30 protein-coding genes are annotated in these 25,016 nt (G+C 52.0%); 27 read left to right on the forward strand and 3 right to left on the reverse strand.

Translation table 11 applies throughout. The features are described from left to right. The first annotated feature begins 3 nt into the window (after window positions 1-3). The 13 genes from HYD27_RS03285 to HYD27_RS03345 all read left to right on the forward strand — a co-directional run bounded on the left by HYD27_RS03285 (window position 4) and on the right by HYD27_RS03345 (window position 9,489). Window positions 4-663 (forward strand): YdcF family protein, encoded by a 660-nt coding sequence (locus HYD27_RS03285; protein ID WP_219211473.1) that lies wholly within the window; start codon window positions 4-6, stop codon window positions 661-663. A gap of 152 nt (window positions 664-815) precedes the next feature. After that, on the forward strand, window positions 816-1,787 hold the full coding sequence (locus HYD27_RS03290) for an AAA family ATPase (RefSeq protein WP_219211474.1): 972 nt from the start codon (window positions 816-818) through the stop codon (window positions 1,785-1,787). A 60-nt stretch (window positions 1,788-1,847) separates the two neighbouring features. Then, window positions 1,848-3,137: a GTPase HflX gene (gene hflX, locus HYD27_RS03295; protein ID WP_219211477.1), complete on the forward strand. Its 1,290-nt coding sequence runs from the start codon at window positions 1,848-1,850 to the stop codon at window positions 3,135-3,137. 172 nt (window positions 3,138-3,309) lie between these two features. Next, entirely contained in the window at window positions 3,310-4,563 is a 1,254-nt protein-coding gene (locus tag HYD27_RS03300) for a methionine gamma-lyase family protein (RefSeq protein ID WP_219211479.1), read from the forward strand. A gap of 130 nt (window positions 4,564-4,693) precedes the next feature. Beyond that, window positions 4,694-4,909 (forward strand): hypothetical protein, encoded by a 216-nt coding sequence (locus HYD27_RS03305; RefSeq protein ID WP_219211967.1) that lies wholly within the window; start codon window positions 4,694-4,696, stop codon window positions 4,907-4,909. Window positions 4,910-5,219: 310 nt separating this feature from the next. Beyond that, a complete protein-coding gene (locus tag HYD27_RS03310) occupies window positions 5,220-5,630 on the forward strand; it encodes a MerR family transcriptional regulator (RefSeq protein WP_019910684.1) in 411 nt (136 codons plus the stop codon). A 30-nt stretch (window positions 5,631-5,660) separates the two neighbouring features. Next, the gene (glnA, locus tag HYD27_RS03315) at window positions 5,661-6,989 is read left to right on the forward strand and encodes a type I glutamate--ammonia ligase (RefSeq protein ID WP_219211481.1); all 1,329 of its coding nucleotides are present in this window, start codon (window positions 5,661-5,663) and stop codon (window positions 6,987-6,989) included. A 256-nt stretch (window positions 6,990-7,245) separates the two neighbouring features. Continuing rightward, window positions 7,246-7,512, forward strand: a complete 267-nt coding sequence (locus tag HYD27_RS03320) for a hypothetical protein (RefSeq protein WP_219211483.1) — start codon at window positions 7,246-7,248, stop codon at window positions 7,510-7,512. A gap of 194 nt (window positions 7,513-7,706) precedes the next feature. After that, window positions 7,707-7,904, forward strand: coding sequence for a hypothetical protein (locus HYD27_RS03325; RefSeq protein WP_219211485.1), 198 nt, complete (start codon window positions 7,707-7,709; stop codon window positions 7,902-7,904). A gap of 206 nt (window positions 7,905-8,110) precedes the next feature. Further along, window positions 8,111-8,314 (forward strand): hypothetical protein, encoded by a 204-nt coding sequence (locus tag HYD27_RS03330; protein ID WP_219211495.1) that lies wholly within the window; start codon window positions 8,111-8,113, stop codon window positions 8,312-8,314. Further along, the gene (locus HYD27_RS03335; RefSeq protein ID WP_219211497.1) at window positions 8,311-8,538 is read left to right on the forward strand and encodes a hypothetical protein; all 228 of its coding nucleotides are present in this window, start codon (window positions 8,311-8,313) and stop codon (window positions 8,536-8,538) included. Before HYD27_RS03330 ends, HYD27_RS03335 begins: the two co-directional genes overlap by 4 nt. 95 nt (window positions 8,539-8,633) lie before the next feature. Continuing rightward, window positions 8,634-8,819: a hypothetical protein gene (locus HYD27_RS03340; protein ID WP_219211498.1), complete on the forward strand. Its 186-nt coding sequence runs from the start codon at window positions 8,634-8,636 to the stop codon at window positions 8,817-8,819. Window positions 8,820-8,946: 127 nt separating this feature from the next. Beyond that, window positions 8,947-9,489 (forward strand): hypothetical protein, encoded by a 543-nt coding sequence (locus tag HYD27_RS03345; RefSeq protein WP_219211499.1) that lies wholly within the window; start codon window positions 8,947-8,949, stop codon window positions 9,487-9,489. A 98-nt stretch (window positions 9,490-9,587) separates the two neighbouring features. Here HYD27_RS03345 and HYD27_RS03350 read toward each other — a convergent pair whose 3' ends face one another. From HYD27_RS03350 to lexA, 3 genes are all read right to left on the reverse strand, one after another. Continuing rightward, a complete protein-coding gene (locus tag HYD27_RS03350) occupies window positions 9,588-9,965 on the reverse strand; it encodes a hypothetical protein (protein WP_219211501.1) in 378 nt (125 codons plus the stop codon). Between the two features lie 237 nt (window positions 9,966-10,202). Then, window positions 10,203-10,541, reverse strand: coding sequence for a L,D-transpeptidase (locus tag HYD27_RS03355; RefSeq protein WP_219211503.1), 339 nt, complete (start codon window positions 10,539-10,541; stop codon window positions 10,203-10,205). A 223-nt stretch (window positions 10,542-10,764) separates the two neighbouring features. Continuing rightward, the gene (gene lexA / locus HYD27_RS03360; RefSeq protein ID WP_219211504.1) at window positions 10,765-11,391 is read right to left on the reverse strand and encodes a transcriptional repressor LexA; all 627 of its coding nucleotides are present in this window, start codon (window positions 11,389-11,391) and stop codon (window positions 10,765-10,767) included. A 239-nt stretch (window positions 11,392-11,630) separates the two neighbouring features. Here lexA and HYD27_RS03365 point away from each other — a divergent pair, with 239 nt between their 5' ends. The 14 genes from HYD27_RS03365 to HYD27_RS03430 all read left to right on the forward strand — a co-directional run bounded on the left by HYD27_RS03365 (window position 11,631) and on the right by HYD27_RS03430 (window position 25,013). Next, entirely contained in the window at window positions 11,631-12,044 is a 414-nt protein-coding gene (locus HYD27_RS03365) for a LysM peptidoglycan-binding domain-containing protein (protein ID WP_219211505.1), read from the forward strand. A 109-nt stretch (window positions 12,045-12,153) separates the two neighbouring features. Beyond that, window positions 12,154-12,327 (forward strand): DUF896 domain-containing protein, encoded by a 174-nt coding sequence (locus HYD27_RS03370; RefSeq protein ID WP_219211506.1) that lies wholly within the window; start codon window positions 12,154-12,156, stop codon window positions 12,325-12,327. An 84-nt stretch (window positions 12,328-12,411) separates the two neighbouring features. Beyond that, a complete protein-coding gene (locus tag HYD27_RS03375; protein WP_219211507.1) occupies window positions 12,412-12,939 on the forward strand; it encodes a hypothetical protein in 528 nt (175 codons plus the stop codon). A 38-nt stretch (window positions 12,940-12,977) separates the two neighbouring features. Further along, the gene (locus tag HYD27_RS03380) at window positions 12,978-13,763 is read left to right on the forward strand and encodes an HAD family hydrolase (protein ID WP_219211508.1); all 786 of its coding nucleotides are present in this window, start codon (window positions 12,978-12,980) and stop codon (window positions 13,761-13,763) included. Between the two features lie 777 nt (window positions 13,764-14,540). Beyond that, the gene (locus HYD27_RS03385; protein ID WP_219211509.1) at window positions 14,541-14,963 is read left to right on the forward strand and encodes a FixH family protein; all 423 of its coding nucleotides are present in this window, start codon (window positions 14,541-14,543) and stop codon (window positions 14,961-14,963) included. Between the two features lie 184 nt (window positions 14,964-15,147). After that, complete coding sequence (gene metH, locus HYD27_RS03390; protein WP_220101496.1) at window positions 15,148-18,525, forward strand: methionine synthase; 3,378 nt, start codon at window positions 15,148-15,150, stop codon at window positions 18,523-18,525. Between the two features lie 212 nt (window positions 18,526-18,737). After that, window positions 18,738-19,688 (forward strand): ribonuclease Z, encoded by a 951-nt coding sequence (gene rnz, locus HYD27_RS03395; protein WP_219211511.1) that lies wholly within the window; start codon window positions 18,738-18,740, stop codon window positions 19,686-19,688. 306 nt (window positions 19,689-19,994) lie between these two features. Next, window positions 19,995-20,783 (forward strand): TIGR01457 family HAD-type hydrolase, encoded by a 789-nt coding sequence (locus HYD27_RS03400; RefSeq protein ID WP_219211512.1) that lies wholly within the window; start codon window positions 19,995-19,997, stop codon window positions 20,781-20,783. Window positions 20,784-20,837: 54 nt separating this feature from the next. Beyond that, a complete protein-coding gene (locus HYD27_RS03405) occupies window positions 20,838-21,653 on the forward strand; it encodes an Fpg/Nei family DNA glycosylase (protein WP_219211514.1) in 816 nt (271 codons plus the stop codon). After that, window positions 21,643-22,506, forward strand: a complete 864-nt coding sequence (locus HYD27_RS03410) for a deoxyribonuclease IV (protein WP_219211943.1) — start codon at window positions 21,643-21,645, stop codon at window positions 22,504-22,506. Before HYD27_RS03405 ends, HYD27_RS03410 begins: the two co-directional genes overlap by 11 nt. Beyond that, the gene (locus HYD27_RS03415) at window positions 22,503-22,847 is read left to right on the forward strand and encodes a cyclic-phosphate processing receiver domain-containing protein (RefSeq protein ID WP_219211515.1); all 345 of its coding nucleotides are present in this window, start codon (window positions 22,503-22,505) and stop codon (window positions 22,845-22,847) included. The genes HYD27_RS03410 and HYD27_RS03415 overlap by 4 nt, the downstream gene beginning before the upstream one ends. Continuing rightward, window positions 22,844-23,167, forward strand: a complete 324-nt coding sequence (locus tag HYD27_RS03420; RefSeq protein WP_219211517.1) for a thioredoxin domain-containing protein — start codon at window positions 22,844-22,846, stop codon at window positions 23,165-23,167. Before HYD27_RS03415 ends, HYD27_RS03420 begins: the two co-directional genes overlap by 4 nt. Beyond that, window positions 23,167-23,949, forward strand: coding sequence for an ABC transporter ATP-binding protein (locus tag HYD27_RS03425; protein ID WP_219211518.1), 783 nt, complete (start codon window positions 23,167-23,169; stop codon window positions 23,947-23,949). The genes HYD27_RS03420 and HYD27_RS03425 overlap by 1 nt, the downstream gene beginning before the upstream one ends. Further along, the gene (locus tag HYD27_RS03430) at window positions 23,946-25,013 is read left to right on the forward strand and encodes an SAM-dependent methyltransferase (protein WP_220101482.1); all 1,068 of its coding nucleotides are present in this window, start codon (window positions 23,946-23,948) and stop codon (window positions 25,011-25,013) included. The genes HYD27_RS03425 and HYD27_RS03430 overlap by 4 nt, the downstream gene beginning before the upstream one ends. Window positions 25,014-25,016 lie beyond the last annotated feature (3 nt).

The following is a 25,016-nucleotide window of genomic DNA, read 5'->3' on the forward strand; positions in this document are numbered from 1 at the left end:
CAAATGGATTGGTATGTCTATCAAAGAGGCTCATCCCCGATTCGCAAGGTATCCCGCAAAGGCCGCCGTTCCCGGCTGAAACGCAATCTGTTGATCGTTCTCGTCATTTGTGCAGCTGCCGGACTGCTCTGGTGTGCTGTCGCCCTGGGCCGCATCAGCAGTGGAGAAACGGCGAATCCGATGCAGGAAGCGGATGCGGGCATCATTCTCGGCATGTCAATGTGGGGCGAAGAACCCAGTCCCGGTCTCAAGGAACGGCTTGACTATGGGCTGGGGCTCTACCGGGAGGGAAAGTTCACGCGCTTTATTGTGTCCGGCGGTCTGGATCAAGCGGACTATAAGTATACCGAGGCGGAAGGAATGAAGAACTATCTGGTGGGGCAGGGGGTGCCGGAGACTTCTATACTGATTGAGGATAAATCTACCAGCACTTATGAGAATCTCCTGTTCAGCCAAAAGATCATGCAATCGGAAGGATTGACAACAGCAGTCATAATCACGCATACATTCCACGGACAGCGGTCACTTGAAATCGCCCGGGAGCTGGATTACACCAGGCCCCAGCTGGGGCTGACGGATTCACAGGTGATGTCGATGTTCAAGTATAAATCCCGTGAGATTCTGGCTTATACGAAATGGAAGGTACAGCAGCTTTTTCTGTAAAAAAACAGGCCCGGCGCAGCCTTCAGTTATCCGCAACCCCTAATTTGTCCGGAAGTTCCTGAAACTGCTAATAAGACCTCATGAACCGGAATAGACTTGATATATAATTATAATATAAGAAAAAGTCAGCCCTGGATAATGAGGTGAACAAGGTGAACGGACGCGTAGCTGCGGCAAGCGGACGGGAGGAAGGCAGACCGTCACGCCAAATCAACATTGTACTGAGGAATCAGGAAACGCCAGCGATCACCCACGCGGCTGCAGACAGTCTTGCCCAGGGTGCCCCGCCCAAAAGCAGCGGGCGCAGCGAATTGTTTCAGGAGCTCAGCCGGGAGCTGGACGCTTTGGTGGGCCTGGATAATATTAAGGAGCTGGTGTTCGAAATATATGCACTGCTGCAGATCGCCCAGATGCGCAGCGATGCGGGGCTTGCCAGCGGCAGCCAGGCCTATCATATGGTTTTCAAGGGCAATCCGGGAACCGGCAAGACTACGGTGGCCAGAATTGTCGCCAAGCTGTTTCAGCGGATGGGTGTTCTGACCAAAGGCCATCTGATTGAAGTGGAACGGGCTGATCTTGTTGGCGAATATATCGGCCATACGGCCCAGAAGACAAGAGATTTGGTGAAAAAGGCGCTCGGAGGCATTCTTTTTATTGATGAGGCCTACAGTCTTGCCCGTGGCGGAGACAAGGATTTTGGCAAAGAGGCAATTGACACGCTTGTCAAATCCATGGAGGATCACCGCAGTCAATTCGTACTGATTCTGGCCGGATATTCCGGTGAAATCGATTATTTTCTGATGAGCAATCCCGGTCTTCCCTCCCGGTTCCCCATCCAGGTGGAATTTCCCGACTACACCATAGACCAGCTGCTGCAGATTGCTGAGCTGATGGCCAAAGAACGCGATTATATTCTGATGCCCCAGGCCATACTCAAACTAAAGCAGCATCTGCTGCTGGAGAAGACGGAGAGTCTTCATGCCTTCAGCAATGCGCGCTATGTGCGCAACTCTATAGAAAAAGCGGTGCGTTCCCAAGCGGTCCGCCTGCTCAATCAATATGAGAGCAGCAGCCCGGGCAAGCAGGAGCTGATGACTCTGCGCACAGAAGATTTCAAACTGTAGGGCAAATTCACCACGGATGATACACATCTTATGTGTACAAGGACAAGGAGCATGTAATTCATGGCAATAACCACCCACGATACAGAAACAGAGATACAGGACCGGGCAGTCTTGGTGAGTCTGGTTACGGACAAAATCAAGCGCACGGGCATTGAGCCCGAGCTGTCTCTTCAGGAGCTGGTTCAGCTGGCCGAGACCGCCGGAGTGGAGGTGCTGGATGTTCTGCGCCAGAACAAGGAGACGCCCGATTCCAAGTGGTTCATCGGCAAGGGCAAGGTAGAAGAGCTGCGGATGGCCGCTGACGGCCTGGGTGCCAATACGGCTATCTTTGACCAGGAGCTTTCGGGAGCTCAGGTACGGAACCTTGAGGAGGCTCTGGACCTGAAGATTATTGACCGTACCCAGCTGATTCTGGACATTTTCGCCGGGCGGGCCAAAACGCGTGAGGGCATTATTCAGGTTGAGCTGGCACAGCTCTCCTATTTGCTGCCGCGTTTGTCCGGCCATGGCAAGAATCTGTCCAGGCTCGGCGGCGGCATCGGAACCAGAGGCCCGGGGGAGAGCAAGCTGGAGACCGACCGCCGCCATATCCGCGACCGGATTACCGAGCTGAAGCGCCAACTGGATGAAGTGGTCAAAACGCGTGAGCTGCACCGGGAACGCCGCCGCAAAAGCGGTGCCGTGCAGGTCGCGCTGGTCGGCTATACCAATGCCGGCAAGTCTACGCTGCTGAAGCAGCTTACCGATGCGGATGTCTACATCGAGAACCAGCTGTTCGCCACACTGGATCCAACGTCGCGTGTGCTGCAGCTTCCCGGGGGGAAGGAGGTAGTTCTGACTGACACCGTAGGGTTCATTCAGAACCTGCCGCATGATCTGGTGGCCTCTTTCCGTGCGACCCTTGAGGAAGTCAATGAAGCCAACCTGGTGCTGCACGTGGTGGATGCCTCCTCTCCCATGAGAGAGGAGCAGATGGATGTAGTGCAATCCATCCTGCAGGATCTGGGCGCTGCCGGGAAGCCGCAAATTGTGCTCTTCAACAAAACAGACATCTGCCAGCCGGAGCAGCTGCAAATGCTGCCTGCGGGTCCGGGGTATCTGAAGATCAGCGCCTTTAATTCTGAAGACCTGACCCGGATCACCGAGACCATCGCCGACGAGCTGGCCGGAGATACACTGACCTTCCGCATTCCCGGAGACCGCGGGGATCTGTCTTCGCTGCTCTACCGCGTAGGGGAAGTGCTTGAACAGAAATATGATGAGAATGACGTGTTATACAACGTCCGTCTGAATAAAGAGGATTACGGGAAATGGAGCTATAAGCTTGCGGAGTACGTGGAGCAGGAGTAGAACAGACACGGTGAAACTTAAGTTATTACTTCGGAAACGGCGGAGGTCCAGCCGTTTCTTCTTGATGGTCTGATTAATGCAACTATGTAAAGCATGTTATGAATTCGGGAATCAATCTGCGTGTTCCTGACTTCTTATGACAAGTAAATGTAATATAAGGGAGACAAGGGGAATGGCAGTTTTTGCAGAGGATATTCTACAGGCGGCAGAGGCCGCGGAGCTTGAGATTGAGAGTGCGGTCAAATCGCTTGAAGGAATTGTGGATCATAACCAGTGGAAGGTGATTGAAGCCTTTCAGCGGCAGCAGGTCAGTGATTTTCATTTTGCCGGCTCTACAGGATATGCCTATAACGACCGGGGCCGGGAAGTGCTGGATCTGGTCTACGCCGAGGTGTTCGGGGCGGAAGCGGCGCTGGTGCGGCCCCATTTCGCTTCGGGCACACATACCATATCTACCGCACTGTTTGGGGTGCTGCGCCCTGGAGATGAGCTGCTGTACATTACAGGGCGCCCGTATGATACGCTGCATAAGGTTGTCGGCAAACCAGGTGACGGGACAGGCTCGCTGGCCGATTTCGGAATTGGCTACCGTGAAACTGCTTTAACGGCCGATGGGAAGGTGGATTGGGATGAAGTGGCTCTGGCGATCGGCGAAAAGACCAAAGTGATCGGCATTCAGCGCTCGCGCGGCTATGATTGGCGTTCTTCCTTCACAGTTGCTGAAATTGGCGAAATGGTAGCCAGAGTCAAATCCTTGAAACAGGATATCATTGTTTTTGTGGATAATTGCTACGGCGAATTTACGGAAAAGCTGGAGCCGCCGCAGGCGGGCGCCGATCTCATAGCGGGCTCGCTGATTAAAAATCCCGGCGGCGGAATTGCCGAAACCGGCGGCTATATCTGCGGCCGCCAGGACCTTGTAGAGCTGGCTGCATACCGGCTTACAGCGCCGGGCATCGGCGGCGAAGTAGGCGCCATGCTGGGGACGGCGCGCGGTCTCTACCAGGGGCTTTTTATGGCCCCGCATACGGTCGGGCAGGCGCTTAAAGGCAGCATCTTTGCGGCTGCCGTGTTTCAGCGCTGCGGCTTTGCGACCAAGCCGGCCTGGGATGGGCCGCGTACGGATCTGATTCAGGCGGTTGCTTTTGACGGTCCGGAGCATCTGATTGCCTTTGTGCAGGGCATACAGCGCGCAGCGGCTGTGGACAGCCATGTCGTTCCGGAGCCTTGGGACATGCCCGGCTATGAGCATCCTGTCATTATGGCGGCAGGTACGTTCATCCAGGGGGGCAGCCTGGAGTTATCGGCAGATGCTCCCCTCCGTGCGCCATATATTGGCTATATGCAAGGCGGATTAACGTATTCCCATGTGAAATACGGCGTTTTGATGGCGTTGCAGAGCATGAGAGACCGTAAATTACTGTAAAATTTATAATATTTGGATTTACATAATGTACCAATTGCGGTATGCTTGATTCATTGTTTGAGCGGAAGTGCGAATCCCCTACCCGCACCAGGCAGGGAATTTCATTAACTCATTTGAAAGAAGGGATATGATGGCAACTCAGCAACCAGGCTTTTTTTATGGAGGGGGCTTTAGCATATTGTTCTTTTTGATATGGCTGGTTTGTGCTGGACTGGGGATTTACGCTTTTGTCTTGCTGGTTAAGCTTGCCCGCAGAGGGATTGTGGCGCTGGATTTATATAATTATGCAAAAAATCTTGAAATCCGCGAACGCTACGAGTCGGCCAACCAAAAAGCTGACCTGTGATCGGCCTCATACGAAGCCTTTAGGGTTATTTCACATACTCTGTCGCAAATCCGCCCACCGGCTTTGACCGGTGGGCGGATTTGTGTCCTAAGGCCCTGCCCTCATTGTCCCATACAGGTCCAACTTTTGCTTGTGGAGTGAGCTCTGTGATATACTTCGGAGGTCATGTTATGTTTTAGCTTACACTCACTTCACTCGGATTCTTAAGGCAACATAAAATGTTGTGAGAATATCTTACACACCATTGACACGCCAAATAAGGAAATGTACAATGAGATGAGAAAAAGATCATTGGAAGGTTGGATGAGTCATGGGTGATGAAATCCGCAGAAATATGGCTTTATTTCCTATAGGAATCGTAATGAAGCTGACAGATTTATCTGCAAGGCAAATTCGTTATTATGAGCAGCACAGCCTGATTGTGCCCGCGCGTACATCCGGCAACCAGCGTTTGTTTTCGTTTAATGATGTAGAACGCCTATTGGAAATCAAAGCATTGATCGAGAAGGGTGTTAACATTGCCGGCATCAAGCAAGTGATGAACCCCGTCTCGAAGGAATCCGAAGAAGCTACGGTCATTACCCCTGATACAGAGGTTAGGCGTAGAGAGTTGTCCGATTCACAGCTGCACCGTTTATTGAAGCAGGAACTGGTTTCCGGTAAAAGACCGGGACAAGTGTCTCTCATTCAAGGCGAGCTATCCCGGTTTTTTAATAAATAATACAAAGAGATTTGAAAGGGAGAGGGTAAAGTGAGCTTCTCAAAAGAGGATATCCTGCGTATCGCCAAGGATGAAAACGTCCGTTTTATTCGCCTGCAATTTACCGACCTGCTCGGTACAATTAAGAATGTGGAAATTCCCGTCAGCCAGCTGGAGAAAGCGCTGGACAACAAAATGATGTTTGATGGCTCATCTATTGAAGGTTATGTGCGTATCGAAGAATCTGACATGTACCTCTACCCTGATCTCAGCACCTGGGTTATTTTCCCATGGTTTTCGGACAATCGGGTTGCGCGGCTGATTTGTGATGTGTACATGCCTGACGGAACGCCTTTTGCCGGCGACCCGCGCGGTATTCTCAAGCGCTGCCTGAAGGAAGCCGAAGAAATGGGCTTTACGGCTATGAATGTTGGGCCGGAGCCGGAGTTCTTCCTGTTCAGAACCGACGAGAAGGGCAATCCTACGACTGAGCTGAACGATCAGGGTGGATATTTTGATTTGGCGCCGATGGATCTTGGGGAGAACTGCCGCCGCGAAATCGTATTGACTCTGGAAGAAATGGGCTTCGAGATTGAAGCCTCTCACCATGAAGTGGCTTACGGCCAGCATGAGATTGATTTCAAGTATGCCGATGCCATCAAGGCTGCCGACCAAATTCAAACCTTTAAGCTCGTCGTGAAGACGGTTGCCCGCCAGCACGGCCTGCATGCTACTTTTATGCCCAAGCCTTTATTTGGCATGAACGGATCTGGAATGCACGCTCACCAATCCCTGTTCAATGGCAATGAAAATGTATTCTATGACGAAAACGACCCGCTTGGCCTGAGTAAAACTGCACGGTATTACATGGCAGGCATTTTGAAGCACGCACGTGCTTTTGCAGCCATTACGAACCCGACTGTGAACTCCTACAAACGACTCGTGCCCGGTTATGAAGCCCCCTGCTATGTAGCTTGGTCTGCCAGCAACCGCAGCCCAATGATCCGCATCCCGGCTTCCAGAGGACTCAGCACACGCATCGAAGTCCGAAATCCGGACCCTGCAGCTAACCCGTATCTGGCACTTGCTGTAATGTTGAAGGCAGGTCTTGACGGCATCAAACGCCAGCTGGATCTTCCGGCTCCAATTGACCGCAACATTTATGTGATGTCCGAGGAAGAACGGATTGAAGAAGGCATCCCAAGCCTGCCGGCCGATCTGAAGGAAGCTTTAAGCGAGATGATCCGCAGCTATGTCATTACCGATGCCCTCGGCGAGCATGCACTGGCCCACTTCTACGAGCTGAAAGAGATTGAATGGGATATCTACCGCACACAAGTCCATGAGTGGGAAAGAGATCAGTACATGACGCTTTACTAGGATGAAGCAGCCCTTGACGCTCTGAGCGTTAGGGGCTTTTCTTTATGTGGGCGTGGAAATAGTGGGAGACCCTTAAGTTAACGGTGCCCACAAAATGCCCACAAATAATAGCGGGTGCTATTCGAGGATAGATTTCATGTGGGCTTCATACTTCTCCATGCTGCTCTCTTCAATCTTTTTGGAAACATGGGAATAGACATCCGCTGTAATTCTCATGCTGTATAATCAGTAAATTCTAAGAATGAGGGTGATTCTAATGGATTACGATTTAAGCGATTTAGAAAATGATCTTTCCATTGGAAGAGAAATAGAATTTACATTTGAGAATGAAAGATACTCAATAAGTAGAATTAGCACAGGATTTTCATTTACCAGATTCTACGAAGCATCTACTGTGCAAAATTATACTGACCATACTGAGTTGCTAAGGAATGCAAAAATTGGTGATGAATTATTAGCTGATACTGATTTTTACAGCCATTGTACCAGTGATAGCAGGCACGCAGGCGCTGATGTCGTATAGCGCGGTTGCTATTGTGGCAGGTAGACATAAATACAGGATGTAAAAACCATACATCCCTATATATGGAATAAAATGAGTGGAGTTTGATCATTTCTTTTTTATCCCAGACAAAGAATATATTACTGCTTGTTTACAGAACATATGTTTGTGTATAATGCAAACAAACGTTCCTATTCTTTTGGGGGGAAGCTCTAATGAAGGTGAAAAACGGCCAGACCATCGAAATTGTGTATCAGGATAAGACCGGCAAGATTACCCAGCGCAAAATAGAGATCTTGGGCATACGTGAAGACCGAATCAGAGCAACCTGCCTGACAACGGGCTCGCCGCGTGTATTTCTGATCGCGAATATTCTCGCCTGGCAGCCTGTGCATGGGAAGAAATACGCCTAAGCTTAAATTGAAGTGCGTAAGACACCGGGCAGATCACAATTACTTTGAATGAGCCTGCCATCACCAGTATTGATTTTCAGGAAAATAAGCTGTTTGGCTCGTTTACATATTGTTCCATGCCGCTGTATACTACCTATATACTGAAATTTGTCTTGTCTGATACAGCCGTGGATTTTCGAATGAAGAACTGGGGGAGATCATTGAGCATGAACCTGCTGCCGGGAGCTTTTTTAATTAGTGGATTGGGACTGATGATTTGGCTGGCTGTTGTGGTAATATGTATTTATATGTTTATACTGTTTGTCAAACTTGCCCGCAGAGGCATCACCGCTTTGGATTTATACATATATGCCAAAAACCGTGAGATTCGCGAGCGGTACGAAACAGCATACAAGGAGGGGCCGTTATGAAATCTACATATAAAGTTCTGACAAGCGATGCCGATTTGTTCACTGCGGCTCTTGCTCAAGAGAAGGTATATGTCGTCCAGCTGATCGAAGGAAGACCGCATGTTATCGCGGACTATGCCGGACCTGTGCAAAGATGGACGCCGGATGATGTGCTTGTAGCAGGAATGTGCTACAGCCGTGACGGATTTGAGTTTAGGGTCCGTGTGCCGAAGAAGCAGGGATAACGGACAGGTCCCGCGGCCATTCCCAAAGATTGAACGCTCGCAGATAAAGGTAAATCGCATCCGGTGTCGAAATGATAGAGTGGAGGTGGTTTATTGTGAGCGGAGTTCACTATGAGCTTCAATACGTGAATGGTCAAATTGAGGAGCTGGATTCCACATTCAAGACGGCTGAGGAAGCGCGGTCTTATCTGAAATCCAGCGGACTTACTGAATGGATTATGGCGGGCGGCAAGCATATTAACCCTGCAAATGTGATTTCGGTTAAGGTCAAGGAAGCATAAATCGTGTCTGTGAGCTGCTGAGAAGCGGCTCTTTTGCTGTAACTGCATTGCAGGAGTGACGATCCGGGAAGCGCTGCGGCTATCCGGCCGCTCCGGCAGTATCTTGCTTAAATGGAAGGTGACGAAAGTGGAAGAGAATCTGCGGCAGCGTGTGGGCTTGCCGAAGCGGCTGGCAACCGGCGGCGCCCAAATACAACCTGCAGCACACACGGATTCGGAAGGGATAACAGTGCTTACTGTCTCCAGGCAAGATGTAGAGAAGGGGCGGCTGGAGAATTATCTTCGTGAGTTCAACAAATACGAGAAGAAGAGGCTGCGCGGTAAGGTTACACTGATATTTGATGGCTATGAGCAGGACCCCAGAGAAATATATCAGATCCGTGAGATTACCCATTGGGTGGACCGCCTGTTGAAGAATGTTCCCTATCTGTTCTACTTTTTAAGCCGGGAGAACTACAGCATGCGGATTGCCTTCTTTTGCTTATCGGAGGTCGTGGGGCGTTCGGGAGCAGAAGTGTCTATTACCAAGGAACAGGGCCGCAGACTGATCGAAAAGGTGGCCAAAAGCGCAGTAGTATATGCCAGAAAGCTGAAGGAAAGCGAGGAGGTTCAGCTCGCGCTTGCCGAAGGGATTCTGGATGAGCTTGGATATGGGCAGACGCTGCACTGAAATTGAAGTGCCTCCGGGATTGTGTTCTGCAGGGTGCGGTGAGGTTCACCGGGAGGCACATTGTCCTGCTAATGCTTCCTAGGTCAGCACTTAACTGGTTACAGGAAGTTGAAAGCAGTAATTTGATCAGCAAATACAATGAGCTGCTTATATTCAGTTTCAGTTCCGTTGCTGGTGAACGGACGCACAGTCACATTATCCAGAACAACAAAATTGTAGTTGAAGGTCTTTTCCGGATGCTCTGAACTCAAGTAGGAGATATATTCATCGACAATGACATCGTCCATCAGCGACTTGAGATTGAATACATCCTCTTTGCTGCCGGAGTTCGTGGCTACATTTCCCTGAATGCTGCCGAAGGCAGTAAGCAGATTGACTTTGCGTTCCCCATGGTTGTTATTCAATAGAAGGTTGGAGAGCTTGTCCAGGGCATCGACCTTGAAATCGATGTGGGTTCTTATTTTTGACTGATTCAAGCCAGGCACTTCCTTTCAAGATTTAATCTTCCAATATACATGTTTCGACATATAACTGCAGATTCCCTGTTTGTGTGCAAAATAAATGCTTGAAGGTGAAGGACACCCTGCGGGACGTTGGCCAACGTCCCCGCAGGGTGTCCTTTATATAATTTATAGGTTTCAAAGCAATACTCTGTATCGCCGCTTCAGAAGCGGAGACTCTTTTAAAGGTCGGCGAAGTTGTTTCTGCTCGTGTTATTCCCTTATGGTCACCCGGGTTCCGACAGGAATAGCTGCTGCGAGGAACCGCACATCCTCGTTGTACATACGGATACAGCCATGGGAGACCATTTTACCGATGGAGGAAGGATCATTGGTTCCGTGAATCCCATAATGGGGCTTGGAGAGGCCCAACCAGAAGGCGCCAAAGGGTCCCCCGGGATTAGGCTGTTTGTTGATAATGGTATATTCTCCAACCGGAGAGACGGTTAACATTTTTCCTATTCCAACAGGGAAGCCTCTAAGAACAGTATCATTGTCAAGCAGATACAGCATCCGTTGCGACAGATCAATGATGATTCGATAATTGGGCATTGTTATCAGCACTCCTTTACGATCAGGATATGAGCGGAAGGCGGTGAGAGTTCTGGGAATTTGCGCTTCAGGAATGGAAGGGAACGAATGTTCTTGTTTGCGAAATCAGGCATAAGAGAACGGGAACAATAAGGGAGGAAACTGCGGAAGATGGAGCCAGACACGAAAGAAAACGAAAAAGACTGCACCGCTTAGCAGCGGAACAGTCTTCATGGGGGGGATATTAGTGAATATCGCGGAATAGTCCGATAACTCTGCCCAAAATAGTGACACGATTCAGACGCAGAGGCTCGTAAGCCGGATTCTCCGGCTGCAGGCGGATATGGTCTCGTTCCTTGTAAAAGGTCTTGACGGTGGCTTCATCCTCTTCGGTCATGGCAACGACGATATCGCCGTTGTCCGCAGTCTGCTGCTGGCGGACAATCACATAATCGCCATTCATAATACCTGCGTCTATCATACTGTCACCTAGAACAGAAAGCATGAACACTTTGTTATCTCCTACATAATGAGCAGGCAATGGAAAATAATCCTCAATATTCTCTGTTGCTGTAATCGGCACCCCGGCGGTAACCTTTCCAACGACTGGGATGCGTGTAACGGTCTGAACGAACTGATGGACATTCTCGGAATCTTCCTGTCCCAGCAATTCTATTGCACGCGGTTTGGTCGGATCGCGGCGGATAAGCCCTTTCTTCTCCAGCCGGTCCAGGTGGCCATGCACCGTGGAGCTGGAAGCCAGGCCTACAGCTTCGCCGATTTCCCGGACGGAAGGCGGATACCCCTTGCTGCGGACTTCGTTACGAATAAATTCCAGGATCGCCAGTTGACGACTTGAAATCTTTGACATCGGAATCAACCCCATATACTATGTTTGGGAAAATTATAACATAGAACTTCCGTTCGTACAAACATAAGTTCTAAAACCGTTGGAAATGATAGCCTATAGCAGAAGAATTGCTTGTTAAAGATCATAAAAAGCGATTTGAAAACGGAGGGAACAATTGTTCGAAAAAAGTATTGATCAAAACACATGTTCGTGTTATATTATTTCCGAAAGTAAGAACAAGTGTTTGGAGGTCGGTTAATATGTTAAGGTACAGCACATACCGCAGTATTTACGATGAGGTTCCCGAATCCCGTACACCCAGAGATGGTTCTGCCCCAACGGATAAACTGGATATTAACAAGCTTATTATGCCTTTAATTGCAACGTTGAGAGTATTGCTCCGTAAGGGCAATATTGTGAAGCTGTCCTTGATTCTACTGTTGGTTATTTCCGGCTTTACGGTGGTAGGCAATGTTTTTGCCGGTTCTTTATCTTTAATCAACCAGGAGAAGCGGGTCGTCGTGGAACGCGGGGATACCCTTTGGAGCATAGCAATCAAGAACAAACCGGCTGATATGAGAACGGCTGTATATATAGAAGGAATCAAACGGACAAGCGGTCTGGAGGGCAGCGATATCAAGGCCGGAGATGTGCTGACTTTGCCGATCTATTAACTCTTGCTTAGAACCTTTCGATGGATGCCAAGAGCTTTCAGGGAGCAGACCTTGACAAGCTCTTTTTCTCATGGCACAGTTAGAATGAATTTATAGGGGAGGGAACGCTTTGAATATTGATGAATTGGTCGCCCGCATCAACGAATTGGCGCGCAAGCAGAAGAATGACGGCCTGAATGAAGAGGAGCTCGCAGAAAGAGCCAAGCTTCGTGAAATTTATCTGGGCAATATCCGCAGCAACTTCCGGGCCCAGCTCAATACCATTGAAATTGTGGATAAATAAGAGCTTGAACAAGGCAACAAGGCAGCAGTTCATTGTGCTCTGTTCCTTTTCATAGATATTACAGAATGACTAGGGGGAACTGACATGGCCCGTTCTTGGGAAAGAATGGTTCAACGCAACACACAGCAAATCAACAAGCAGCGAAAGAAGCAAGGGAAGGAATCCATCTATGCTTCAGCCAGTTCGGCTGCTGCAAAGAACAGTGATGTTTTTAAAGGCCGGAACATTGTGTTTCCCGTATTGTTATTGCTTCTTGGCATTATGTTCTGGGTTGTTGGCTCCATAGATGAAGCCAAGGGCAGCGGCATCCTGGCCAACTGGCTGGGGGTTGTGCTGTATTTTCTGCTCGCGGCACTGCTGTTTTTCCGCCGTCCTTATTTGAAGGTTGAACGTGCCAGACTTTCCACCATCAAATATAACCGTGAGCGCTGGCTGCCGGCAGCCGATATTGAGAAGATCACCGTTACGCGCGGCACAGTCTCCATCAAGTATAAAGGCAAGCGCACACAGTGGGTATTCTCCAGACTGTTCAACCGCTATGACATTCAGGCTATGAGTGCGCGGCTGGAGCAGTTCGCCAAACAGAATCATGTTGAATTAGTGAACGAATAGAAGGATATAGTCCAGCATAGGGAGAGGGAGAACCATCAATGCCGATTTCCGCCGTACTCTTTGACCTTGATGACACATTGCTCTGGGATGAACGGAGCGTAGAAGAAGCATTCCGTTATGCAAGTGAAGCAGCGGGTGATTTGGTTAACCCCAAGGAACTGGAAGCAGCCGTCCGCAGGGAAGCAAGAAGTCTGTATGAATCATATGAGACGTTTCCATTCACCAAATTGATTGGGATCAATCCTTTTGAAGCGCTGTGGGGGGATTTCACGGCCGGTGAACAGCCGGAATTCCGCCAAATGGAGCAGCTTGCTCCCGTCTACCGCAAGGAATCCTGGCGACGCGGACTGGCAGCATTGGGGGTGGAGGATGAAGCGCTGGCCGAAACGCTGGCCTCCAAATTTGCCGCAGAACGCCGCAGCCGTCCATATATGTATGAAGAGACCCTGCATGTGCTGGATGAACTGAAGGGGAAAGTCAAACTGCTGCTGCTGACTAACGGCTGCCCTGCATTGCAGCAGGAGAAGCTGGATGGGGTGCCGGAGCTGATTCCTTATTTTGACCACGTTGTCATTTCGGGGAACTTCGGCAAGGGCAAACCGGATAAGGAAATCTTCAGACATGCCATGGGTCTGCTGGATATCTCTCCGGAGGAAGGGATTATGGTTGGAGACAAGCTGACAACCGATATCCTTGGAGGTCTCGCTGCAGGCCTGACTACCGTATGGATTAACCGGACCGGCAAAGCATCCGATCCTGAGATCACACCGGATTATCAGATAGGGCACCTCAGTGAGCTGCTTCCACTTGTGAAATCTTTATAGCAAATTTTCTAAGAAGCCGTTATCCCCAATTTGGGATGCCGGCTTTTTTGTTGTTTAGGAAATTATGAATTACTTTTGCTGTGGATAAGGTGTGTATAAAGTTGGGGGTAAGTTGAAGATGTGGTCATCGTGCTGAACCTGCGGGTTGTGCTTTGCTGGAGGAACAGCGGAATTTGAGGAGCTAACCGGAACCGCGGGGTGGGGAAGTGAAATACAATGAAGCGAAGTGGAATTAGTGAACTTAAATGGACAGAAAAGCTGGCGGCAGAGGCAATAGTGGGAAAAAGTAAAATTAATTTCAGTGTATTTCCCTGTAGAGGGTAGAATCGGATGAATTAGGTATCCTTTTTCCCACTAACGCTTGCGAAGAAGGGTATTTAGGAAGAATGAAGTTCACTTTTTCCACTTGGGCTTGCCGCCGGCCGGTCCCGGCAGCCAACCTTGAATTTGAAATCTCAAACGGCTGCGCTGGCCAGTCAAGGACGGCATAGCCGTTTTGTTCTTTAAAAGATAATAATTTATATGTTTCACGCTAAAAATTAGCCTTCTCTTTCTCGCAGAAACGGATACCGTCCTTATAAGGACGGCGTAGCCGTTTCTGCTTGTTGCAAGCTCCAATGTTTAATTGCTGCTGTGTATATGACCAATCTCACGAAATGGCGGGGAAAATGAGGTTTACTGCTGATAATATGAATATAATGTGTATAATAGAAAAAGAATGCTTCACAAGATGTCAGTATCATAATGAAACCTACCATTTACCCGGGAGGACTACAAATGATAAACCATAGGAAGCTGGCTGCGTTTTGTTCGATAATCATTGCCGCGTCTATTGCGGGCTGTTCAGAAAGTAGGGAGGCAGAAAACGGTCTGCATACTGCGGCAAATATGTCTATGCAGCCGATCCAAGTTGAACTGGACTGGAGCCCCGGGCAGGTTTCTGCAGGCCAGCAGGTGACCTTTGAAGCATTGGTTACTCAGGACGGCGAACCCGTCGATGATGCGAAAGAGGTCCTTTTTGAGATCGTCAATGACAATAATAAAAGCCGGAAGTTTGAGTTCAGGGGGAAATCCGCAGGGGATGGTACATATCGGGCTGAAGGAAGGATAGACGGCGAAGGGGAATACACTGTGACTTCCCATGTAACTGCGCGGACACAGCATTCTATGCCCAGCAAGAAGCTTGTGGTGCAGCCTTAATACTGCAGAATCCATGGCGGCAGACGCCGACGGCATTACGGACAATGCAGAGTGGAAAGGAAGGCTTTTCGAAATCCTTTTATTCTGCTAAACTTACTCTAACGTTTTACTGGGGGGATAGAAGGTGGCTAAATTCACACTTGCTGAGAGCTTACAGCAGCGCATACTGATTCTAGACGGAGCAATGGGTACGATGATTCAACAGGTGCCGCTTACCGGTGAGGATTTTGGCGGGGAAGAGCTTGACGGCTGCAATGAAATGCTGGTGCTTACCCGGCCTGACGTTATACAGAGTATCCATGAAAAGTATCTGGAAGCCGGTGCAGATTTAATTGAGACCAATACTTTTGGTGCAACCTCAGTGGTGCTGGCCGAATATGATATTCCGCAGCGGGCGCGCGAGATTAATCTTGAAGCTGCCCGGCTGGCCCGGAATGCCGTGGACAAATATGATACCCCTGACCGTCCCCGCTATGTTATCGGGGCCATGGGGCCAACGACAAAGACGCTCTCAGTTACTGGCGGAGTTACCTTCCTGGAACTTGTGAGGAGCTATGAGGAGCAGGCGGTGGCGTTGATCGACGGCAAGGTGGATGCCTTGCTGCTCGAGACCTCCCAGGATACATTGAATGTGAAGGCCGGGAGCATCGGAATCCGCAATGCTTTTGAACAGACTGGCATTACGCTGCCGGTAATGATTTCGGGAACCATCGAGCCTATGGGAACCACGCTCGCCGGTCAGAACATTGAAGCCTTTTACATTTCCCTGGAGCATCTGAAGCCGATTTCGATCGGCCTGAACTGTGCCACCGGACCGGAGTTTATGCGTGATCATATCCGCTCGCTGTCGGCAATTTCCTCAGCGGCAGTGAGCTGCTATCCGAATGCCGGACTGCCGGACGAGAACGGCAATTACCATGAGTCGCCGGATTCGCTTGCCCGCAAGCTTGCCGGCTTCGCGGAGAAAGGCTGGCTCAATATCGCCGGAGGCTGCTGCGGAACCACACCGGACCATATTCGGGCAATGGCCGAGGCGCTTGCAGAATATCCGCCGCGCGGACTGGAAGGGCAGCACCCGCCGGCACTCTCCGGTATAGAGCCCATATATATTGAAAGTGACAACCGTCCGTACATGGTGGGCGAGCGTACCAATGTGCTCGGCTCGCGCAAGTTCAAGCGCCTGATTACGGAGGGCAAATACGAAGAAGCTTCGGAAATTGCCCGGGCGCAGGTGAAGAGCGGAGCGCAGGTAATCGACGTGTGTGTGCAGGACCCTGACCGTGATGAGACCGAGGATATCAAGAAATTTCTGGAGCTGGTGGTCAAGAAGGTAAAAGTTCCACTCATGATTGATACCACCGATCCCAAGGTCATTGATCTGGCGCTGCAGTACTGCCAGGGCAAAGCGATTATTAACTCCATTAATCTTGAAGACGGCGAAGAAAAGTTCGAGCAGGTCACTCCGCTCATCCATAAATACGGCGCTGCGATTGTAGTGGGTACCATTGACGAGTCGGGACAGGCTATAAAAGCTGTGGACAAGCTGGAAGTCGCCAAACGTTCCTATGAGCTGCTGGTCAGGAAATATGGTCTGGAACCTGAGGACCTGATTTTTGATACGCTTGTGTTTCCTGTAGGCACCGGGGACGAGCAGTATATCGGTTCCGCCAAGGAGACCATTGACGGAATCCGGCTGATCAAGGAAGCCCTCCCGGCTGTGCACACGATTCTGGGCATCAGCAATGTTTCTTTCGGACTGCCCGAAGCTGGACGCGAGGTGCTTAATTCGGTGTTCCTCTATGAGTGCACCAAGGCCGGACTGGATTATGCGATTGTGAATACAGAAAAGGTGGAGCGCTATGCTTCCATTCCTGAAGAAGAACGCTTTCTGGCTGAGCAGCTGATCTATAATACGAATGATGATACGTTGTCCGCCTTTGTAGCCGCTTTTCGCGGCAAGAAGGTGGAGAAGAAAGAGAAAATCTCCAGCCTTTCGCTGGAAGAGCGTCTGGCTTCCTATGTGGTTGAAGGGACGAAGGAAGGTTTGATTCCCGATCTGAACGAGGCCTTAACCAAGTCGGGGCCGCTGGAGATTATCAACGGCCCGCTGATGGCGGGAATGTCCGAGGTAGGCCGGCTGTTCAACAACAATGAACTGATTGTTGCTGAAGTGCTGCAAAGCGCTGAAGTGATGAAGGCGTCAGTCGGCCACCTGGAGCAGTTCATGCAGAAGGACGAGACTTCGGTGAAGGGCAGGATCATGCTGGCTACGGTTAAGGGCGATGTGCACGATATCGGCAAAAACCTGGTGGAGATCATCCTCTCCAATAATGGTTACGAGATAGTCAATCTGGGTATAAAAGTACCACCGGAGAATATTATCGAAGCATTCCGGCGCGAAAAAGCCGATGCGATCGGCCTGTCGGGCCTGCTTGTGAAATCGGCACAGCAGATGGTGCTGACCGCGCAGGACCTGCGGACAGCGGGTATCGATGTGCCGATTATGGTAGGGGGCGCGGCATTGACGCGCAAATTTACCAAGACGCGTATCCGGCCGGAATATGATGGGCTGGTGCTCTATGCCAAGGACGCCATGGACGGTCTGGATATAGCCAACCGGCTGATGAATCCGGAGGAACGGAGCAAGATCGAAGAAGAGGTGCGCCTCGAAGCGGAGGCGGCTGTAGCCGTGGCTCCGCAGCAGGAGCTTCCGGTGCTGACAAGGGCGGTCCGTTCCGGGATTTCGGCGGATGCGCCGGTTTTTACACCCCCCGATCTGGAGCGGCATGTCCTGCGCAGCTACCCGCTGGGGCATATCATTCCTTATGTGAATATGCAGATGCTCCTCGGCCATCATCTGGGCCTGCGCGGTTCAGTGGAAGCCCAGCTTGCCGCCGGTGATCCGCGCACAGTAGAGCTGAAGGATACGGTGGATGATATTCTGCATCATGCTATGCTGGAGGGCACCATTACTCCACATGCGATGTATCAATTTTTCCCGGCCCAGTCCAGCGGCAATGATATTGTGATCTATGATCCGCAGGATACAGCCAAGGTTCTTCATACCTTCACGTTCCCGCGGCAGAATGTTGAGCCTTACCTGTGTCTGGCTGACTTTCTGAAATCCGTTGACAGCGGGATTATGGATTATGTCGGATTCCTGGTGGTTACCGCCGGTCACGGGGTCCGCGAAATGTCGGCTGAGCTGAAGGATAAGGGCGACTATCTGCGCTCCCATGCTTTGCAGGCAGTGGCGCTGGAGGTGGCCGAGGGACTGGCCGAGCGGGTTCATCACATGATGCGGGATACCTGGGGCTTTCCGGACCCGGCAGATATGACCATGAAGCAAAGACACGGTGCGCGCTACCAGGGAATTCGCGTTTCCTTTGGCTATCCGGCTTGCCCGGATCTGGAGGATCAAGGCCCCCTGTTTAAGCTCCTTTCGCCCGAGGACATTGGCGTTGAGCTTACCGAAGGCTTCATGATGGAGCCGGAGGCATCGGTATCGGCTATGGTGTTCGCGCATCCTGAAGCACAGTATTTTAATGTGGAGAAGCAGTAACCCTCCTATTCCCATACAATCAGTCTGTAGGGGCCAGTACCCCATCACAGCGGAACCTCCCGTAACCGGGAGGTTTTTTGCTGGAGCTGTGCGCCTGTTCAAAAGATGATTTTTTGCTCCAAAAAGGGTAAAATTCTCTGCATGAGATTCTGCAGCAGATTCTGCAGTGCAGAATTAAAAGCTTCCCGAAGAATGAAGAGAGGAGGAGCACAATGGAAATATACTTTTTGGGTACAAATGCCGGGGTGCCTACGCTGCAGCGGAACGTTACCTCTGTTGCTCTGCGCCTCCTGGAGGAGCGGCGCAGCTTCTGGATGTTCGACTGCGGAGAAGGCACGCAGCACCAGGTTCTCCGTTCCCCGCTGCGGCTGGGCAAGCTGGAGAAGCTGTTCATCACCCATTTGCATGGTGACCACCTGTTCGGACTGCCGGGCTTATTGTCCAGCCGCGGCTACCAGGGAGGCACGGGTCCGCTTACAGTCTATGGCCCGCCCGGCCTCAAAGCCTATCTGGAAATCTCCCTGTCAGCCAGCCAGTCGCGGATTCCTTATCCTTTGGAGATTGTGGAGCACAGCGGCGGGCTTGTCTTCGAGGATGACAGCTTTAAGGTTGAGGCAGCGCTGCTGGAGCACCGGATTGACAGCTACGGCTACCGGGTGACGGAGAAAGACAGTCCGGGGAATCTGAATACGGAGCTGCTGCACAGCTATGGCCTGAAGCCGGGGCCGCTATATGGCAGATTGAAAAAGGGTCAGGATGTAATGACCGGGGATGGCCTTCTGATCCGTGCTGCGGAGGTGGTCAATGCTCCGAAAAGAGGCCGTATCGTGACCGTTCTGGGAGATACAAGGCCTTGCAAGGGCGCCTTGCCGCTTGCGCAGGATGCGGATCTGATTATCCATGAGGCAACCTTTGGCCATGATCTGAAGGATATGGCTTACCAGTATCATCACAGCACAGCCCGCCAGGCCGCTGAGCTGGCGCGTGAAGCAGGCGGGCGGGAGCTGCTGCTGACGCATTTCAGCTCCCGCTACACTACACAGGAAGAGCTGCTTCCGCTGCTTGCGGAAGCGCAGGCCATCTTTCCGCAGACGCTGCTGGCCGAGGAATTTTGCACCTTTCCGGTGTACCGGAGAGCCCCGGAAATTGCCCCTGAAAAGTGAATTATTTTCCGGGAAAGCGCAGGAAATGACAGTGCTGTGCCAAAAAAAGCCTGATGGGCCGCGGGTTCGCTAGCTTTCGACGAAGTGTGTTGAATTTAAACGATTAGCTGGCTTAAAAATTAACGAAGCACTGGAGAAAATGGCGAAAAATTAAGCCTTCTCTGCCTCTGGAACTGGATAATGGCTCATCCGGAAACCAATGCGAGACTTATGGGTTTCTGCAGAGCAAGCAAAGAAATTAAAAAACTTAACAAGGTTTATTATTAATGTAATTAATTATATTTGAGCGAAAAAGGAAGGTCAGCGATGAACAATATTGGAGGGCTACTGATCGATCTGGACGGAACATTATACCATGGCGGCCGGATGATACCCGGGGCAGATCTCCTTATCGCCGCTCTGCGCAAGGCGGGAATTCCGTATATGTTCGTAACGAACAATTCCTCGCGGACCCCTGCCAGTGTGGCGGCGCATCTGCGCGGAATGGGCATTGAAGCGGAGCCGGATGAGGTCTGCACCTCTTCTCTGGCAGCAGCCCGTTATATCGCAGAGGAATCACCGGAAGCAACCGTGGCGATACTTGGAGAAGAAGGGCTGATTCAGGCCTGCAGCGAAGCGGGGCTTACCTTGGTGGCCGAAGCTCCGGATTACGTAGTGCAGGGGATTGACCGGTCTTTTACATATGATTCGCTGGCACGGGCTTCGCGCTGGGTCCGCGAGGGTGCGAAGTTCGTGCTCACGAACCCCGATCTGATGCTGCCCGCCGATGACGGCGTAATCCCTGGAGCAGGCTCGCTCGGAGCAGCGATCGAAGCGGCCAGCGGTATTCCGCCGGTGGTCATTGGCAAGCCTGAAGCCCATCTCATTGCTTACGCCGCATCGCTGCTGGGGATTAAGCCGGGTGAGGCGGTTGTGGTCGGGGATAATATGCGTACGGATATTTCCGCAGGGGTACGGGCGGGCTGCCGGACCATCCTGGTGCTGACCGGTTTGACTACAAGGGACAACCTGGAGGACTATCAGCGCCTCACCGGAGTCACTCCCGATGAAATTTGTGAGGATTTAGCTGAACTTATGGGGATGCTCGGTGTATAATGTCAAAGGTGTGCTTACTGCTTACTATGATACTTACGAAGGGACGATGCAAATATGCCGGAATTGCCGGAAATGGAGAATTACAGAAAGCTGCTCAGCCAGCATCTTATAAACGCTCCGATTACAGGTGTGACCGTAAACCGGGAGAAAACCATCAACATGAAGAGCGGGGACTTCGCCGAAGGTCTTCTCGGGGCACGCATTGTATTTGTGGAGCGCCGCGCCAAGCATATCCTGTTCCATCTCCACGATGGCCGCAGGCTGCTGCTGCATTTAATGCTTGGCGGACTGATGTTCTACGGTACGGAGGAAGAGCGGCCTGACCGGTCTACACAGGTCGAACTGGCGTTCGGAGATCATATCCTGTATTTCATGGGGCTTCGCCTGGGATACCTGCACCTGCTGTCCGTGAAGGAGAGCGAGGCGGCAATGGGCAAGCTGGGTCCTGAGCTGCTGGACCGGCGCATGACACCTGAGCGTTTCGCGGCATTGCTCAAAGGGCGGCGCGGCGCGCTGAAGAGCCTGCTGGTGAACCAGCATGTGATGGCCGGGATCGGCAACTGCTATGCGGATGAAATTGCCTTTGAAGCCAGATTGCTGCCGACAACGCTGGTGCAGAATCTTACACCGGAAGCGGTAACGCGCCTGTACGACAGCGTGCGCAAGGTGCTTACGGAAGCAACAGAAATCGGCGGTTATATGGAAATGCCGTTCATGACCGGAGATACGGTTACCGGTTCTTATAATGACAGGTGCAAAGTATACGACCGTGAGGGTGAACCCTGCCTGCGCGGAGGGGGAACGATTGTCAAAAAAGAGCTGTCCGGCCGCAAGGTGTTTTATTGCCCGGATTGCCAGCATGGCGAATAGCCCCAAAATCGGGGCGCATGTCAGCATTCGCGGCGGTTACGGGCAGGCTGCCCGGTTCGCCTGGGAGAGCGGTGCGGCATGCTTTCAATATTTTCCGAAGAATCCGCGCAGCTTGCGCCTGAAGCCGCTGGACCGGCGGGATGCGGAGAGCTGCGCCGCCTATTGCCGGGAGAAGGGGATGGTATCCATTGCCCATACCCCGTATCCGACTAATCTGGCGGCAGGCAGTGATGGTGCGGCCTCCAGATCGGTAATGGTGGCATCGCTGCTTAATGATCTGGAGATTGCCGAAGCCTGCGGTTCGCTGGGCATCGTGGTTCATTTTGGACATTTTGCCGGCCTGGAGCCGTTACAAGGCTATCAAAATATTATACAATGTATAAATGATACCCTGAGAGACTGGAGCGGAGCGGCCAAGCTCCTGATCGAAAACCAGGCAGGCAACCACGGAAGCGAAGGCATGACCCTGGAAGAGCTGGTCAAAATCCGTGAACTGAGCCGTTATCCGGAGAAAATCGGGTTTTGTCTGGATACCTGCCATGCGTTCGCCGCCGGGATCTGGAATCCGCAGCACACGGAGGAATTTCTCCGGCGGGGCCATGAGCTGGGCTACTGGCCGCATCTGAAAGCCGTTCATCTGAACGATTCCTTGCATGCATTCGGCTTGCGCCGGGACAGGCATGCGCCAATCGGCAGGGGCTGCATCGGTGCCGAGGGCTTGCGGAGTCTGCTGCTTGCGGAGCCTTGCCGCCTTGCGGCCGTTGCCATGGAGACAGAGAAGGGAACGGACGGGACCCACCGGCAGGAAATTGCCACAGTACGCGAATGGTATGAAGCGGAGGCGCAGCCATGATCAATTTATATATGGACGATTACCGGAAACACCCCCCGGGCTTTACTCTGGCCCGGTCCACGGAGGAATGCCTTCTTCTGCTGCGTGAATGTGAGGTCTGCGTTCTGTCATTGGACTATGACATGGGACCTGAGGATTTCAGCGGCGGCGAAGTTGCGAGACGTATCGTGCTGGAAGGGCTGTTCCCGCACGAAATCTATCTGCATACCTCCAGTCTGCAGGGACGCAGGGAGATGTATGAAATCTTGTATCCTGCGGTCCCCGGGGAGGTTCTGCTCCATAATGGCCCGCTGGACCCGGCCAGACTCCTGGAGCTTGCGGGCGGAGCGTGCAGCCGATGAAGGAGATGGATCAGCGGGAGCTTCTGGAGGTGCTGGAGCGGGAGGGCGAACCGCTGGCCGTGTTTTTGTATACTCCGCTGTGCGGAACCTGCAAGGCTGCCCGGCGGATGCTGGAGGTGGCGGAGCATCTGCTGCCGGAGAAGCTGCTGCTCGCAGCCGGAAATGTGAACATGCTGCCCGTCTTAGTGAATTCCTACCAAATCTCCAGTGTGCCTGCACTGCTGGTTGCCCCGGCGGACCGCAGCAAAGCTCCGGCTGTTTATTATTCCATGGGCTCTGTGGAGCGGGTGCTGGACTACATAAGGAGTGTGACCTCATAATGATATCTTTACAACATCTGTCCCTGCGCAGAGAGCAGAGTCTGATTCTGGATGATGTCTCGCTCGAAATGAAGCAAGGCGAAAACTGGGTAATTCTGGGCCGCAACGGCTCAGGCAAAACCACCCTGCTGGAAATGATGACCGGCTATTTGTTTCCGAGCAAAGGCTCTGTAGAGGTGCTTGGCTACAAATACGGCCAGTGCGATCTGCGCGAGGTGCGCAAGGAGATCGGCTATATCGGCCCTTCCCTGATGGAAAAGCTGTCGCTGACCGATCCTGTATGGGAGGTTGTCGCTACCGGTGCATATGCTTATCTGCGTTTCTATCAGGATATTCCGCGTGCCGTGCATGAGCAGGCGGTCCGGCTGCTGGAGGATATGAATCTCGGCGGGATGGCCTACCATCCGTTCGGCACGCTGTCCCAGGGGGAACGCAAAAAGGCGATGCTGGCGCGTTGTCTGATGGCCGAGCCAAAGCTCCTGATTCTGGATGAGCCCTGTGCCGGGCTTGATCTGTACGAGCGCGAGAAGATGCTGGCGGAGATTGACAAGCTGAAGCAGAGAGACGTATCCGTAGTTTATGTTACGCATCATGTGGAAGAAATCGTGCCGCTCTTTACGCATGTGGCGCTGATCAAGGGCGGCAAGCTGGCAGGCTCCGGTCCCAAAGAGGAAATTTTAACAAAAGAAATGATCTTGGCCGCTTACGATATTCCTGCTGATATTGAATGGGATAGCGGCCGTCCCTGGATCAAAATAAGACCTGGAGGCACAACTCTTTGAACGATTCTATTGCTGCAACTCCCCGGCAGACCCCTGCTCCGGAAGAAAAAATACATTCGCGGTATATATGCACCGCCAACCACGGCTTTGCCCCTTATGCCCAGGAGGAGCTCCGCCGTCTGTTCGGCGCGGTGAAGAGCACGGTGCTGCTGCCGGGGGAAATCTTCCTGGCGACGCTGGAAGCGGAGCCTGAAGAGGTATCGCGTGTGCTGGCCGGGAATCCGCCGATTTTCTTGCGGCATATCCTGCCTGTGCAGTTCCAGGACCAGGGCGATATGTCGGCGCTGGAACGTCTGGCCGTTTACCTGAGCCGCCGCAGTGAGCTGGAAGGCGAGAAGGCGGTGCTGCATGTCCGCAAGGGCGGCAGCTCCTTCTGGACGGACAGCCCGGGCGAGCTGCGCGAATGGCTGCAGGAGCGGCTGCAGAATCTGGGAGCGGAGTTCACTGTGCAGGAACCGGCCTGGGTCATTTCGGTCTATGCCGATGGCGGGGCGCTGTATGCGGGAGTATCCCGCCCGGAGGACAGCCTGTCGGGCTGGAACGGCGGCATGATCCGCTTCCGCAAAGAAGACGGGCAGATATCGCGGGCCAAGTTCAAGCTGATGGAAGCGGAAAAAGAATTTGCGATTCCGTTCCGCAGCTTCCGGAATGCGGTGGATATCGGCGCGTCTCCGGGCGGCTGGACCTCATTTCTGCTGGAGCGGGGGCTCAAGGTGACAGCCGTTGACCCGGCGCTGATGCACGAGTCGCTCCGCAAGAACCCGGCGCTGAAGATCCTGCGCAAAAATGCCGGAGAAGTAAAATTCCCGGACAATGAATTTGACTTGCTGGTCTGTGACATGAGCTGGAGCCCCAAGCTGATGGCGAAGCTGGTTACCGGGTTATTGCACAGCCTGACGCCCGGTGGAACGGCGGTTGTCACTGTGAAGCTGATGCACAAGAAGCCGCTCGCGGTAATCAAGGAAATTATCGCCATGTTCGAGAAAGAGCGGATGCAGCTTCAGCGGGCCAAGCAGCTGTTCCATAACCGTGATGAAATTACACTTTATATGATTAAATATTAAAAC

Origin of the sequence: Paenibacillus sp. S150 (genome assembly GCF_019352175.1) — a bacterium.
Taxonomy (GTDB): Bacteria; Bacillota; Bacilli; order Paenibacillales; family Paenibacillaceae; genus Paenibacillus_AQ.